Source organism: Martinezella rhizogenes, assembly GCF_000799715.1.
Classification (GTDB): Bacteria; Pseudomonadota; Alphaproteobacteria; order Rhizobiales; family Rhizobiaceae; genus Rhizobium; species Rhizobium rhizogenes_C.
The window spans coordinates 156,495-171,001 of sequence record NZ_JUHG01000017.1 but is presented as its reverse complement, the minus strand read 5'-3'; the positions used below and the strand labels follow the sequence as shown (position 1 = coordinate 171,001).

Sequence of the window (14,507 nt, the reverse complement as noted above, 5' to 3'; positions counted from 1 at the left end):
TAACCATCAATAAAAACCCCAAGGCAATGACAAAGTTGAGTTAATTCCGCCAAATAAGAATCCAAAGGAGGATTCCAGTGAATTACAAAAGCTACTTTATGTTATGGCATTTCGCCTGGATATTATTGATCCGGCAAAAGACATGGGCCGATGTCTACAGGACATCCGGCGGAAACTTTAATGTAGTTTCCAGACACTTGCTCGGAACGGGGCAATAGTTGTGCATCGTGTGATAATCATCTTCATGTTGGCTTTTCTTGCGAGCTGCATGGCACCGGACCGTGTTGCCTATGGGCCGAAGGCCGCCGCGACCGCCGGTATCGAGGGGTTTAACGATATCCGTATTTATGCGGATACGAGCCGGAATCTCCCCGAGACACATGCGTGGTTGCCTATTCCGAGAAGCAAGGAAGTCAATTACCTGGTTTTGTCGGGCGGAGGCGCTGGAGGCGCGTTCAGCGTCGGGGCGCTGAACGCCTGGTCGGATGGGGGACAGCGGCCCGAATTTGATATTGTCAGCGGCGTCAGTACGGGTGCGCTGATTGCGCCTTACGCCTTCCTTGGTCCGGCCTATGACAGCATCCTTGTCGATCTGTACACAAGCGGTGTCGCCAAGAAGTTGATCGATGCCGATTTTCTGCCCCAAGGTCTTATGGGCGCGAGCCTCCTGAAGCAGAAGCCACTTCGGACAATGGTCGAACGGCGCCTGACGCGGGACGTATTGGCGAAAATCGCCGCGGAGCATCGCAAGGGACGGCGCCTGCTTGTTTTGACCTCGAACCTCGATTCCCAAAGGGCGGTGATATGGAACATGGGCGCCATTGCGGATAGCGGCAGGCCCGATGCGCTACAACTCTTCCAGGACATCATCATCGCGTCGGCAAGTATCCCCGGCCTTTATCCAGCGGTGCTCATCAAAGCAAAATCAGGCGATCAGTCGTTCGAGGAGATGCACTCCGACGGGGGATCGGCCTCCCAGATCCTGACTATTCCGGAGGGATGGATGGCCAACTCCGACAAGGTCGAGTGGCCCAAGGGCGTGACGTTAAACATGTACATTATCGTCAACAACGCGCTGATGTCCGAATTTTCGACCACCACGAACAACACGTTTGCAGTCATGGCCAGGGCGAATTCCTCCCTCATCAAGGCACAGACACGTAGCGCGCTGGTGGCCACTTACGTCTATGCCCAAAAGAACGGCATTCGGTTCCGTGTCGCCTCGATCGATACGCAGGTCGCCTACAACATGACCGACCCATTCAACACCAACTACATGCGCGCGGTTTACAACCTCGGATACGCAAAGATGGCAAGCGACAGCCTGTGGAAAGACAGGCCCTCGTTCACCGGCACGCCTAAAATCACACAAACGGCGCAGTGGCGGTAACCGCACTGGCTTTCCCTCACCCAACAGGAGAACGAAATGTTGCATTCCCGCCTTGGCCTGGCAGGCATCCACCCGTGTTATCGACTGATTGCGCCCGCTCTCCTTGCGTTGTCGCTTGGTGGCTGCGCCGCTGTGCCCCTCGAACAAGCAAATTCGCTGACATCCTACGACGGTTTGACATCAAACAAAGGGCGATTGACGAAGGCAAATTATAAAGTCGCTCCAACCGATCTCGCATCAACTAAAACGATCTACATTGAGCCAACCGCAGTTTCAGGTGCTGCTGCACTGTCCATCAAGAAATCTTCAGACCAAGCTCTAGTCGCAAATGTAATCAGCCGCGCGCTCTGCGTTGGCGTCAGCGATCGTTTCGTGGTTGTGGAGCGAAAAGAGGATGCGGATCTCGTCGTTCACGCAACCATCACCCGCATCGTGCCGACCAATGCCACGGTGGCCGGTCTGTCGACCGTAGCGTCGCTCGGAGCCAACTTTGTCGTTCCCGTTCCCGTCCCGAGGCTGCCCATGGGGCTTGGGGGGCTTTCCGTAGAGGCCGAGGCAACCACAAGGGACGGCAGGCAAGTTGGTGCGATGGTATGGGCCAAGGGCGCGAACTTCGTGACGACGAATGCACGCGTTTCGCAAATTGGGGACGCCTATTCGCTTGCGGCGAGCTTCGGCGGTGATTTTTCCAAGATGCTCGTCACCGGCAAGACGCCCTTCAAGGGGCTGCCGAAAATCCCGTCTGGGCAAAGAATCAAGTCCGACCTCGGTGGAAAGCCCAAATACCCTGCTTGCGAGAAATTTGGCCGGTCACCCGGCCTGAAGGATTTTGCAGCCTCTCAGGTCGGGATGCCACCGTCCTGGACCGACAAACAGCGCCCGGCACAGGCCCAATAGAAAGAAAAGAAATGACGAGCAGACCCTGGAAATTCAGATCAATTTATTCCATAACAACTTATCAAAAGTTTGTGATTGATAAGTTGTTCTAATAAGGCTTATCGCCCTCGTCCCTCTAATCCTCATCGCAAATCAAGACTACCTTCTTGCGCAACCAATTGCGCGAGAAGATGATCTATGAAAAGCGGGACGTTGAAATTCCTTGCCGCCATGCTAGCTGCTTCGGCATATGTCAGCACAAACATGACTGGCTTGGCGGCCGAGGTAGATAAGAAAGCACCCCTTGCAATCGAGGAGCAAGGGAGCTTTGCCGTCGGTGGAACGGTGCTTGGTAAGCCAGGCGCTTATAACAACAACGCGCCGACGGCCGAAGGGCAGACCCTCCACGGCGACCATGTCTACGCCTTCTATCAGGTGCCGCAGGATCCGAAGACCCTGCCGATCGTCATGCTGCATGGGGCCTATCAATCCGCCCGCAGTTGGGAGACCACACCGGACGGCCGCGAGGGCTTCCAGAACATCTTCCTGCGCCGGCATTTCCCAGTCTATCTGGTCGATCAGCCACGTCGTGGACGCGCCGGCAACAGCACCGTCGCCACGACGATCGAGCCGACGCCCTACGACCAGCTCTTCTTCGATCAGTTCCGCCTCGGCAAATGGCCAAACTTCTTCGACAATGTCCAGTTCGATCGAAAGCCGGAGGCCCTGGATCAGTTCTTCCGGTCGGTCACACCCAATACCGGTCCGTATGATGCAGGGGTCGTCTCGGACGGAATGTCGGCACTATTCAGCAAGATCGGCCCGGCTATCCTCTTCACCCATTCGCAGGGCGGCGGGCCGGGCTGGCTGACTGCGATCAAGAACACCAACGTCAAGGCCATCGTCGCCTTTGAGCCCGGCAGTGGTTTTATCTTCCCCGAGAGCGAACTGCCGCCGGCGATGCCGAGCGCTGCGGGCACCTTATCTCCGGAAGCTGTGTCACGCGCGGATTTCGAGAAACTCACGCGCATCCCGATCGTCATTTACTACGGCGACAACTTCTCCGTCGAACCGACTGAGGAGCGCGGACAGGACAACTGGCGGGTGCGGCTCGCCATGGCCCGGCTCTGGGTCGATGCGGTCAACAAGCACGGCGGCGACGCCCGCTTGGTGCATCTTCCGGAGATCGGAATTCGCGGCAACACGCACTTCCTGATGTCGGATCTCAACAATGTCGAGATCGCCGATCTGGTCTCGAAATTTCTCACCGAAAAGAAGCTGGATCAATAAGGGGGCTGTTCCGCCTCGCTGACGAAAGAAAGCTTCGAGCGGAACAAAGGGGTTCGAACTGACAGACGAAATCATCAACAAGAAACGGCGCGAGTTCCTCGGAGCCTCCACGCTTATTCTCTCAGGTGCAATGTTAGGAGTTCCGACAATGAGCAACACCGACGCTGTCGCAGCCGACTACAAACAAAACCCGTTCACGCTGGTCTATGACGGCTCGATCACCGTGGTGCTCCGGTTCTGTTCCGGGGCGCCATGTTCCCCTCAACACTTGCGAGGAGTCACACATTGAAGACGCTCACCAGACATCTGTTCGTCGCAACCAGCCTGCTTCTGTCCGGAGGAATTTCCACCATGGCGACCGCCCAAAGCCAGCCCACCGCCGCGTCGGATGCGGCCCCTGTCCAGCAGCAGTCGCGCGCCCAGCAACTGATGGGAGCGACGGCGCCAAAACTGGCTGAACTCACGGATAATGTACTTTACGGCGATATCTGGGAGCGCCCAGGGCTTTCAAAGCGAGATAGGAGCCTTGTCACGATTTCCGCGTTGATCGCCCTCAATCGTCCGGATCAACTCAGATCGCACATCAAGCTTGGCCTCCAGAACGGCCTGACCAAGGACGAGATCGTCGAGACGATCACGCATATGGCCTTCTACTCGGGCTGGCCAAGCGCAGTCTCCGCTGTTGCGGTCGCCAATGACGTTTTCCAAGAGAACTCAAAGTGAGCCGTCCAATGAAGTCCCTTGCCGCGACAATCCTTTCTCTCGCCGTGCTGGCGTCGTCCGCGTCGGCTCAGTCCAACCAAACGATCACCGTTACGCATCCAGAGTCACAACCCTCCACCGTCGGGCCCGCCGATAACTTCACTGGCTCGGTACGGGTCGACTCCCGCTTCCAGGGCACCGCGCCCGCTCGCATCGGCGGCGGCATTGTGACTTTCGAGCCTGTCGCTCGCACCGCCTGGCACACGCACCCTCTGGGACAGACGCTTATCGTCACTGCCGGCCTCGGTCTCGTCCAGGAATGGGGCAAACCCGTGCAGGTCATCAGGCCAGGCGACGTCGTCTGGATTCCGCCAGGCGTCAAGCATTGGCATGGCGCGACGCCGACCAACGGCATGTCGCATATCGCCATCGTTGAAGCGCTCGACGGCAAAACTGTCGCGTGGTTGGAGAAGGTCACGGACGAACAGTATCGACAGTAGCCGCGCGCCAACGGCAGTCGCCGCGATCCCTGGAAACGGGACCGGACGGCTCCATCGCTATCAACGAACTCCGAAGCGAGGTTCTTCATGTGGAAATTTGCAAAGCCATTGGCGTTCGCAACTCTGGTCGCCGGCGCGGTCTTCGTCGTCGGCTGGCAGGTGCATGCCGAGACCAACCGGGTGAAGTTTCCCGAAAACCTCGATCAGCTCGTCCATTATACGACCGTCCGGCGCGGTAATGTGACCGAACATATCATGACGACGCAAGACGCAATCGATGCCGTCAAGAACAAGCGGCCAATCCCGGCGGGCAGCCATTTCGTGCTCGTCGATTACCGCGATGACAAACTCCATCGCTATTTCGTGATGGAAAAGGGCGAAGGGTTCGGTGCCGACTACGACGATTCCCGCCGCACTGCCGACTGGCAGTTCCAGTGGTTCTGGCCGGACAAGTCCGTCAACATGGACGAGAACACCGCTCGCTGTCAGTCGTGTCATCGCGGCCAGGCAGACAGCGATTTCCTATACACAGCCTATCGCATCCCGAGATTTGATGGCACGCCGGTCGAATAATGTGAGGAACCGCGCCTTGAATTCCGTTTTCCTCCTACGCCTTACCTTTGACCTTATCGCGGCCGGCCTGCTCCTTTTTTGTCTCTCCTACTGGTGGCTCGGGAACATAGTCCATGAATTGGCCGGAACCACCATGTTCCTGCTGGTCGTTGTGCATAATGTCTTCAATCGCCGATGGTACGGCACGATACCCAAGGCCCGTCGCAAGGCGCGCGGACTGTTCAACATCGCAGTGACGTTTCTGCTGCTTGTCGCAATGCTGGTCTTGCTCGCAACCAGCGTGTTCATTTCCAACGCGCTGTCTGGCATCATGTCGCCCTATGGCGGCTTCACCGTGAGGCAGATTCATACCTTGGCGGCTTACTGGGCGCTCGTCATCGTCGCCGTCCATATCGGTTTGCGCTGGCCGATGATCATGGACTTGGCGCTCAATCTGTCCAGCATCTCCAGACCGAGCCCATTCCGCACCTGGGCATTGCGGCTTATCGCCGTCTCGATCGCCATTCATGGCATCTGGAGCTCTTTCGAACTGGGCCTTGGCACCAAGCTCACCATGGAAGTGACTCTCGATTGGTGGAATTTCGAAGAATCGGTTGCCGGTTTCTTCGTGCACTGTGTCACGATCGCCGGCCTGTACATCTTCATCACCTATTACACCGTCAAATGGCTGCAGCGCCGCAAGCGGGTAGCCTTAACGGCCTAGGGCAGGCGCTTCCGGGTAATCGTGCCGCGCTTCCCCTGCCCTACAACATGGCGGAGTAACTGACCCCGAAGAACTTAGGATCAAGCCGAGCGGTAGCGGAGAACATCCACCAGCAACGATAGTGCGGGTGACGAATGCCGGCGACTTGGATAGTATAGATGGTAACCTGGAAAATATGGGCACCAGTCTTCCAAAACGCGTATCAGCCGACCCGTCGCGACAAAGGGCTGCACCTGGTCTTCCGGCATATAGGCCACCCCGAGGCCGTCTAAGGCCGAGCTTAGCCGCAGACCAAGATTGTTGAACACGAGTTGCCCTTCGCCGCGCACATTGACCTCACGGCCGTCTTTCTCGAGACCCCACGGGAATAGTCCACCGTAGGTGGGAAGCCGTATATTGATACACCTATGCACCATCAGGTCCTGTGGTGTTTCAGGCGGTGGACGGCGTTCAAAATAAACAGGGGACGCAACAACGGCCATCCGCATCTCCGGGCCGATGCGTACGGCAATCATATCTTTGGCGACCTGCTCGCCCATTCGGACTCCGGCATCGTACCCTTCGGCGACGATATCGGTCAGGCCATAGTCGATGATGATCTCGACATTGACGTCCGGATGATCCGGCAAAAATCGCTTTAAGGCCGGCTGTAGGATGGAAATGGCCGGATGTTCGCCCGCCGTAATCCGAACGGTTCCGGCGGGCTTTTCGCGCAGCTCGCTCAACGCTGCGAGCTGGGCTTCGATCTCTTCGAATCTGGGAGCCACAGTCTGCAACAGGCGCTCGCCGGCTTCGGTTGGGGCGACGCTGCGTGTCGTGCGAGTGAGAAGGCGAAGTCCAATCCTCTCCTCAAGAGCGCGTATCGTCTGGCTGAGAGCCGACTGCGAAACCCCGAGCTTAGCTGCGGCCTTGGTGAAACTGCGTTCTTTGGCGACGGCAGCAAACGCAGCAAGATCGTTGAAGTTTTCGTGTGCCATTCATTAGTCCAGCTAATAGCAATATGCCAATTATAGCACCTAATCGCTCGCCTTTGCGAAGGCTATATTCCTATCATCCACATCGGGAGATCATTGAAAGAATAGACCATCGCATTGCGAGAGCTATTGAAATGATAAACAGCAGTAGGGGCCGACACCCTTCTCTCGACACGTATGCAACCGGTGCCGCCTGACAAAGGCGATATGCTTGTCTGCGCGCTCATCAGCTATGCAGGGCGGAAAATAGAACTCCCGAGAAATCATTAGCCATTCTTATAAGTTCATGCGGATTAAACCGGATAATCATTCATCGTGACGTCCATTAGAGTGGCGCTGACGTGAATTGCCGCAGCCATTGTTGGCATCCGGCCATGTTAGAAAAGTGGAGAAAACCATGAAAACACGAAAACTTGGAAGCAATGGTCTCGAAGTGTCCGCCCTTGGCCTCGGATGCATGGGCATGACAGGCGTCTATGGTCCAGGCGTCGAAAAAGCCGATATGATCAAGCTCATCCATGATGCGAATGCCCGCGGCGTGACGTTTTTCGACACGGCCGAGGCTTATGGTCCATTTGCCAACGAGGAACTGGTCGGCGAAGCGCTTAAGCCCATCCGCGACAAGATTGTTATCGCCACCAAATTCGGTTTCGACATCAATCTGGAGAGCGGCGCACGTTCTGGGGGCACCAATAGCCGTCCGGAGCACATCAAGGCGGTGGCAGAGGCGGCACTCAAGCGCTTGAAGACGGATCGTATCGACCTGTTCTACCAGCACCGTGTCGACCTCAATGTACCGATCGAAGACGTCGCGGGCGCCGTCAAGGATCTTATCGCAGAAGGAAAGGTGAAGCATTTCGGCCTGTCGGAGGCCGGCGTCAACACCATTCGCAGAGCACATGCCGTTCAACAGGTCGCCGCGGTTCAGAGCGAGTATTCGCTGTTCTGGCGTGGGCCGGAAGCGGAGCTGTTGCCCGTGCTGGAGGAGCTCGGTATCGGTTTCGTTCCGTTCAGCCCGCTCGGTGCCGGTTTTCTGACCGGCAAGATCGATGAGAACACAAAGTTTGAACAAGGGGATTTCCGCAATCTCGTGCCCCGCTTCTCCCCGGAAGCTCGCAAAGCCAACATGGCGCTGGTTGGCGTGATCAAGGATGTAGCGGATCGCAAGGGCGCAACGCCGGCACAGGTCGCGCTCGCGTGGTTACTGGCGCAAAAACCCTGGATCGTGCCGATCCCCGGTACGACGAAGCTGCACCGCCTTGAGGAAAACCTCGGCGCGGTCGATCTCGAACTGACGATTAGTGATCTGGCAGAGATCAACGCCGAAGCTTCCAAGGTCGAAGTCCAGGGCGAACGCCTGCCCGAGGCCGTGTTGAAAATGACCGGCCACTGATGGCAATGGAGACGACCGTCCCGCGATTTAGGCAGGACGGTCGGGCGGCTAGCATGTTCAGCCATTCCACCACATGACCGACGGGCGAACCGGCGTTCCCGTCCGGGACGTGATCGCGACCTGGGCTATCGCAAACGATGCAATGACGGCTGATGGCCTGGCCACCGCGTTGTTTTTCACCGCGCCCGATCAGTTGACCAAGGTGTTCCCGTTTTCATTCGCTCGCATGTTCGCAGACGGAGGAGCGGAGAGCTCGTCGAACTTCGATGGCGAGTTCTTTACTCGATGAAATGAGAGATGTTGCTCTTCGATCAGTCTGCATGGCGCTGTCGCTCCGTGGTCGTCGGCGGCGTCACCCGCATGATCGCGGACGTGAACGACGGAAAAACCGTATTCCATGACATCTATACCAAGGCACAGAAGCGCGGTCTGAAGAACGAGGCAGGCTACCCTCTCTCTTAGGAACTGCTTCTGCTCTGGACAATGCGCGCCGCCCACACCATTCACTTCGGCCTAACTGGCAAACTAGTGGCATGCTCCCCAGGTGCGTTCTAGCACCGAAAGCCAGTTGCGATGCGCGATCTTCGTCAGCGCCTCGTTATCATAGCCTGCCTGCCGCAGCGCGCTCAGCAGGCGCGGAAGGCCGGTGACGTCGCCAATCTTGTTCGAGATCAGCGTGCCGTCGAAATCCGATCCCAGCGCGACATGATCGATGCCCACCCGTTCAACCAGATAGTCGATGTGGCGCACCATCACCGAAATATCCGTCCCGGCATCGGCCTTGCCCTCGGGGTGGAGGAACTTGACGCCGAAATTCAGCCCGATGAGGCCGCCTGTCTCACGGATCGCATCGAGCTGCCTGTCGGTCGCATTGCGGCTATGGGGGCAGATCGCAAAGGCGTTCGAATGCGAGGCGACGAGCGGCGCATCCGAGATTTTCGCGACATCCCAAAACCCGGCATCGTTCATATGCGAAAGGTCGATCATGATCTTCAGCCGGTTGCACAGGCGGATCAGGTCGCGACCGGCTTCGGTCAATCCGGGTCCGATATCGGGACCATGACCGAAACGGAAGGGTACGCCATGCGCGAAGATGTTGGGGCGGCTCCAGACCGGACCGAGCGTGCGCAACCCCGCCGCGTGAAGCAGATGGAGAAAATCGAGATCCGGTCCGACAGCTTCAATTCCCTCGATATGGAAGACCGCGGCGAAGCTGCCGTATTCGATTGCGGTCCGGATTTCCGCGACCGACGTGCAGACCGTGAAAGCGCCTTCCGACTGCCCCTCTATCCGGCGCAGGAGAGCGGCCTGCGCGATCGTGTGATCCAGCGCGCTCTGACGATCGACCCGTGGCAGATCGCCGTTGGCATCCAGCGCCTTGCCGGTTCCGGGGACATAGACAGCGCAAAGTCCGCCGACGAGACCGCCCTGCCGTGCACGGGGAAGGTCGATGTGCACGCCCTCCTGTCCGTTCAGGAAGCGCGCCTCCGCGCCCACACGCCCCTCGCCCATCAGGCGCGACAGAATGTCGTTATGCCCATCGAATACGGGAATATGGATCGGATCTTCGCTCATTCTTGCCTCCGTCACAGCGTGACCTCGTAGATTTTCTCGTGGGTGGCGACGAAGGCTCTGCCTTCAGCCGTTATCCAGTCCTGATGTGATAGGGCGCGAGATCGCGATTGACAACGCGGTGCGCAGCGCTCGCGAGATCCTGTTTCAGATAGGCCACGCGAGACGCAATGTCATGCCCACCACATTGCAGATGAAAAACTCGCCCTTGCCGGGGCCATGCGATTTTCTTTAATTGAAAGCGATGTCTCCGATCACCCGCACACGCACGCGGCGCGCCCCGCCCGGCAGGTAGGCGATCGGGATATCCTCGACCTCGAGGGTCTTGAGGCTTGCACGGCTCGCGCCGGAAGCGACGGCGGCATCTCGCGCCCCATCCTCCGCTTTTGCAAGCGCCTCGTCACGACTCAGGCCCGAGAACACCTGATCGACTTCGCCGGAGACCTGCGCCATCGCGGCACCCAGTGCATTCGCCACGCCGGCATTTTCGACGCGAAGAATTTCGGAAGCTCCGGCGATCTTGTCCGGGATCAGGAAGGCTCCGCCGCCAACGGCAATCAGTGGCACATCCTCCGCCGAGGTCTTCATCTGATCGAAGCTGTCTGCGACCATATCACGGATACGCCCGAGGCTCGTCTTGACGAAGGCCGGATCAAGGTTCTTCACGCGGTCCCTGTCGCCCATCTCGATCAATCCCGCCGCGACAGCGACATCCGACGTGGTCAGCGTGTTGCCGCCAAAGACGCGGGCTTCAGTCAAGATGCGATAGCCGACCGAGCGCGGGCCGATCTTTCCGGTTTCCGGATCGATGATCGTTCCGCCACCAAGAGCGATCGGCAGGAGGTCAGGCATGCGGAACAGCGTGCGTACACCGCCGATATGGACGATATTGTTCGCCTCGCGCGGAAAGCCACCGACAAGGCAGCCGATATCCGAGGTGGTGCCACCGACATCGACGACCATGGCATCCGTGAGCCCGGTCAGGAAGGCCGCGCCGCGCATCGAGTTCGTCGGTCCGGAGGCGAAACTATGAACCGGGTTTGCCGCCGCCACATCGGCAAGCGCCACCGTGCCGTCGTTCTGCGTCAAATAGAAAGGTGCGGCCAAGCCCGCCTCGCGCAGCGCATCCGAAAAAGCCTGCACGGTCGTCTTGCCGAGGGATTGCAGCGCCGCATTCAAAAGCGCGACGTTCTCGCGCTCCAGCAATCCGATCCGGCCAAGCGTATGCGACAGCGTGATCCTCGCATCCGGGATCACCGAACGGACGATCTCGGCCGCCTTGACCTCGCATTCGGTCGTCAGCGGCGAAAAGGTGGCGGAGATCGCGATTGAGGTAATGCCCGCGTCGCGGATCTTCATCGCGGCGTCGCGGATCTCATCGGGGATCATCGGCACCAGCAGGCTGCCGTCATATTCGTGGCCGCCATGCACCATGAAGATCAGTGGATCGACCGCAGCACGCAGATCCTCCGGCCAGTCGCACATCGGCGGCAGCGACGCGCCGGTCGGCAAGGCGATGCGGATCGCCGCGACGCGCTCCAGGCGCGCGCGCTCGACCACGGCATTCGTGAAATGCGTCGTGCCGATCATCACTGCATCGATGGGACGGCCAGCTCCTCCCGCTTGCCCCGCCACATGGCTCAACGCCGCCTTCACGCCCGACATCACGTCCTGCGTCGTGGGAACCTTGATCGAGGCGATGATGTTTTCGCCGTCGATCAAGACGGCATCCGTGTTGGTGCCGCCAACGTCAATACCGATGCGTTTCATGCGAATACCGATCTGAAATCAATGTCATAACCGAAAGCACGAGGGCCGACCGCGGCGATCCCCGCGGGCGAGGTCAGGAGTTTCGGGGCAGGCAGAGCCACGACCGTCACGCGCTGGCCGTACCGCACCGATTCCGTGCCGATCGCGCCGCCCGAAATCGTGTCGAGCAGGCACAGAAGATCCGGCGTCATCGCAACAGGCTCGCCGTCGCGGAAAGCGACCGCCCATTCGTTCTGGAAGGCCAGCTCCATACGCGCACCCTTGTCCGCGTCGATGCCTTCGATCACCGTGCGTCCTCGCAGGAAGCCGCCGGTGGTCTCGCGCGCAACGTCGATGACCTTGCCGCGAAACAGCTGCTTACCGCCCTCGTGTTCGAGAACCGCTTTCACCGGATCATCGTGGCGCGCACGCGCCACGATCACGGCCCGGCCGAGCTCGGTCGCCTTGGTGATCGTATAGTGAATACCCCATTCCTTGACCTCCCGGCCGGTGCGGGGTGCTTTGCAGGTGGCGGCTGTCGAGCCGACCTCGGTGCAGATCTTGCGCGAGATCCGCTCCATCCATTTCCACGACGCCGCGCGGGTGACGATGACTTCATTTTCGCGCACATCGACCAGAGAAAGCGGGAACATCGGCAGATTGCCGATGGCAAAGGAAGTCATCTGCGCCTCCGGATAGGCGCGGCCCATCGCATCGGCGTTGACGACCGGGCGGCCGAGCATGGCTGCGGCAAGAAAGGAAGACAGCGCATTCGAACCGCCGATCTCCACACTCATGATCGCGCGGAAAGGCTTGCCGAGGTAATCCTCCATAACCTCGACCGCGCGGGCAAGATGAACGGGATCGCCCAGCCGCTCCTGGCTGACCAGCGGCGCGCCCATCTTCGAGACGACGGCAACCATGTCGTCGTCGTCAAGCGCCATCGGGTCCATCACCTGAACGCGCCGGCCCTCGGCATAAAGACGGCGGAGATTCAGCGTCGAGATATAGGGATTGCCGCCACCCCCGGTCCCCAGAATCCAGGCACCCGTTGCAAGCGGCTCGATGTCGTCTTCGGAAAATTCCTGAAGCATGTGTCACCTTCGGCAATGGCGTTCCCGACCCCAACGGGGCCGGGTCTGCTTGTCTGGAATGCGGAGATCAGTTCGCCTTGCAGTCCCAATGGAAGTTCGAGAAGTTCAGATCCCAGCTTTGCATCGGGATGAATTCGTAACCCTGCAAGCATTTGTTCGCGGCATAACGGCGGTTCGGCGATACGGCCCAAACATCCGGCTGCAGATCGAAGAGCTTCGCCTGAAGCTCCTTGTAGGCCGCGTTCTGTTCCTTGACGTCGGTGGTCGCGCGCGCCTTGTCGATCAGCGCATCGACCTCCGGATTCTGCAGCCATTCCATCGACATCCAGGTGCCTGAAGCCTTGGAGTGATACTGGTTGTAGAATATCGCATCCGGCGAGGGATAATTGGGCGAGATGTTGACCTGCGTGGACGCAGGCGTCGTTTCCGGCTTGGAAGAGAGCTCGACGATGCGGTTCCACGGCTCGGGCTTGATGTCGAGGGTGATGCCGATCTGTTCAAGATTTGCCTGCATCAGCAGCGCCACGTCCGCCTCAAATGCGAGCGAGGCGACATAGCTGTTGACCAGCGTGATCTTCTGGCCAGCATATTTCGACTTGGCAAGCTCTTCCTTGGCCTTTTCGAGGTCGAAGACACCCGGCTGGATGTCGTCGCTATGGGCATCCTTGAATGCGGTCGAAAGCGGGCCGGTCATGTCGAAGCCCGGATAGATCGCCTCCTGAATGGTCTTGTAGTCGGTCGCATAGGCGATCGCCCGCCGTACATGGACATCATCCGTCGGATAGACCTTGGAGTTCAGCTTGATGACGAAGCCGCCGGCCGTGCCGGTCTGGATCAGCTTGTAGTTCGGCATCTTGCCGATTGTCTCATAGGTGTCATTGCCCATGCCATGCGAGGAAAGGCCGAGATCACCTTTCTCGGCCAGGGCCTTCACCGTGGCATCGTCGCTCGTCTGAATAAAGCGCACTTCGTCGATCGGCGTGCCCTTGGTCCAGCCGAGGAAATAGTCAGAGTTACGCGCGATCACCATGTCGGCCGAACGGTTGTAGCTGACGAGCTTGTAAGGCCCCGAGCCCGCCGAATGCTCGCCGACATAGGCTTCGCCCCATTTGTCCTCCGGCTTCGTATTGGCCTCGATCAGCTTTTCGTTGAGCGCCATCATCAGCGGCGTCACCGCCATGAAGGGCGAGAACTGACGGTCGAGCTTGATGACGACGGTGGTATCGTCGGGCGCGGTGATGTTTTCGGGTTTCACAAGGCCGACGACGAGGTTCGAGGGACCTTTGTTGATGCCGAGCAGACGCCGGATCGACCAGACGAAGTCCGAGGCCTTGAGTAGCGTGCCGTCCTGGAATTTGGCGTCATCACGCAGATGGAAGGTGTAGGTCAGGCCGTCCGGCGAGATTTCCCAAGATTTTGCCAGATGGGGAACGATATCGCCCGAAGGGCTCACCGTTGTCAGACCGTCATACATGTTCACGATGGCCATGTAGCCGGTGTAGTCGGTGACCTTCGCCGGGTCGAGCGAGCTGAAGATCTGCATCGTATTGACGGCGATCGACACCTTGTCGGCCGACGAGGCCGCAACCGACGTCAGCGGCAGCGCCATGGCCGTGCCGAGGAACAGTGCTGCAAGGCGCAAACTATTGGAACCCATTTTCATTCACGTTCTCCTCTTGGATGCGGAAACT

16 protein-coding genes are annotated in these 14,507 nt (G+C 58.8%); 11 read left to right on the top strand and 5 right to left on the bottom strand.

Features of this window, described 5'->3' with window-relative positions; genetic code table 11:
• Positions 1 to 244: 244 nt before the first annotated feature.
• From EX00_RS25175 to EX00_RS25145, 8 genes are all read left to right on the top strand, one after another.
• Entirely contained in the window at positions 245 to 1,390 is a 1,146-nt protein-coding gene (locus EX00_RS25175) for a patatin-like phospholipase family protein (RefSeq protein ID WP_234709108.1), read from the top strand.
• A gap of 36 nt (positions 1,391 to 1,426) precedes the next feature.
• The gene (locus tag EX00_RS25170) at positions 1,427 to 2,287 is read left to right on the top strand and encodes a DUF3313 domain-containing protein (RefSeq protein ID WP_234709107.1); all 861 of its coding nucleotides are present in this window, start codon (positions 1,427 to 1,429) and stop codon (positions 2,285 to 2,287) included.
• Between the two features lie 210 nt (positions 2,288 to 2,497).
• Positions 2,498 to 3,556, top strand: coding sequence for an alpha/beta hydrolase (locus EX00_RS25165; RefSeq protein WP_202903769.1), 1,059 nt, complete (start codon positions 2,498 to 2,500; stop codon positions 3,554 to 3,556).
• Positions 3,557 to 3,704: 148 nt separating this feature from the next.
• Positions 3,705 to 3,845 carry a hypothetical protein gene (locus EX00_RS31800; RefSeq protein WP_202903774.1) on the top strand — a complete coding sequence of 47 codons (141 nt, stop codon included), beginning with the start codon at positions 3,705 to 3,707 and terminating at the stop codon, positions 3,843 to 3,845.
• Positions 3,846 to 3,907: 62 nt separating this feature from the next.
• The gene (locus tag EX00_RS25160) at positions 3,908 to 4,279 is read left to right on the top strand and encodes a carboxymuconolactone decarboxylase family protein (RefSeq protein ID WP_080761333.1); all 372 of its coding nucleotides are present in this window, start codon (positions 3,908 to 3,910) and stop codon (positions 4,277 to 4,279) included.
• 8 nt (positions 4,280 to 4,287) lie between these two features.
• Positions 4,288 to 4,758, top strand: a complete 471-nt coding sequence (locus EX00_RS25155; RefSeq protein WP_047464128.1) for a (R)-mandelonitrile lyase — start codon at positions 4,288 to 4,290, stop codon at positions 4,756 to 4,758.
• Between the two features lie 87 nt (positions 4,759 to 4,845).
• Positions 4,846 to 5,331, top strand: a complete 486-nt coding sequence (locus EX00_RS25150; protein ID WP_047464127.1) for a cytochrome P460 family protein — start codon at positions 4,846 to 4,848, stop codon at positions 5,329 to 5,331.
• Between the two features lie 16 nt (positions 5,332 to 5,347).
• Positions 5,348 to 6,034, top strand: a complete 687-nt coding sequence (locus tag EX00_RS25145; protein ID WP_047464126.1) for a DUF4405 domain-containing protein — start codon at positions 5,348 to 5,350, stop codon at positions 6,032 to 6,034.
• Between the two features lie 80 nt (positions 6,035 to 6,114).
• On the opposite strand, the gene EX00_RS25140 is transcribed toward EX00_RS25145, so the two are convergent.
• Positions 6,115 to 7,011: a LysR family transcriptional regulator gene (locus tag EX00_RS25140; RefSeq protein WP_047464125.1), complete on the bottom strand. Its 897-nt coding sequence runs from the start codon at positions 7,009 to 7,011 to the stop codon at positions 6,115 to 6,117.
• A 394-nt stretch (positions 7,012 to 7,405) separates the two neighbouring features.
• Between EX00_RS25140 and EX00_RS25135 the strand changes: the two genes are divergently transcribed.
• The 3 genes from EX00_RS25135 (at position 7,406) to EX00_RS31565 (ending at position 8,863) form a co-directional block, all read left to right on the top strand.
• Complete coding sequence (locus EX00_RS25135) at positions 7,406 to 8,401, top strand: aldo/keto reductase (RefSeq protein ID WP_047464124.1); 996 nt, start codon at positions 7,406 to 7,408, stop codon at positions 8,399 to 8,401.
• Between the two features lie 73 nt (positions 8,402 to 8,474).
• Positions 8,475 to 8,690 (top strand): FAD:protein FMN transferase, encoded by a 216-nt coding sequence (locus tag EX00_RS25130; protein ID WP_047464123.1) that lies wholly within the window; start codon positions 8,475 to 8,477, stop codon positions 8,688 to 8,690.
• Positions 8,691 to 8,698: 8 nt separating this feature from the next.
• Positions 8,699 to 8,863, top strand: coding sequence for a hypothetical protein (locus EX00_RS31565; protein WP_155294136.1), 165 nt, complete (start codon positions 8,699 to 8,701; stop codon positions 8,861 to 8,863).
• A 63-nt stretch (positions 8,864 to 8,926) separates the two neighbouring features.
• On the opposite strand, the gene EX00_RS25125 is transcribed toward EX00_RS31565, so the two are convergent.
• The 4 genes from EX00_RS25125 to EX00_RS25110 all read right to left on the bottom strand — a co-directional run bounded on the left by EX00_RS25125 (position 8,927) and on the right by EX00_RS25110 (position 14,479).
• A complete protein-coding gene (locus EX00_RS25125; RefSeq protein WP_047464122.1) occupies positions 8,927 to 9,976 on the bottom strand; it encodes a dipeptidase in 1,050 nt (349 codons plus the stop codon).
• A gap of 228 nt (positions 9,977 to 10,204) precedes the next feature.
• Positions 10,205 to 11,743, bottom strand: coding sequence for a hydantoinase/oxoprolinase N-terminal domain-containing protein (locus EX00_RS25120; RefSeq protein ID WP_047464121.1), 1,539 nt, complete (start codon positions 11,741 to 11,743; stop codon positions 10,205 to 10,207).
• Complete coding sequence (locus tag EX00_RS25115; protein WP_047464120.1) at positions 11,740 to 12,816, bottom strand: DUF917 domain-containing protein; 1,077 nt, start codon at positions 12,814 to 12,816, stop codon at positions 11,740 to 11,742. The genes EX00_RS25120 and EX00_RS25115 overlap by 4 nt, the downstream gene beginning before the upstream one ends.
• 67 nt (positions 12,817 to 12,883) lie before the next feature.
• Positions 12,884 to 14,479, bottom strand: a complete 1,596-nt coding sequence (locus tag EX00_RS25110) for an ABC transporter substrate-binding protein (RefSeq protein WP_047464119.1) — start codon at positions 14,477 to 14,479, stop codon at positions 12,884 to 12,886.
• Positions 14,480 to 14,507 lie beyond the last annotated feature (28 nt).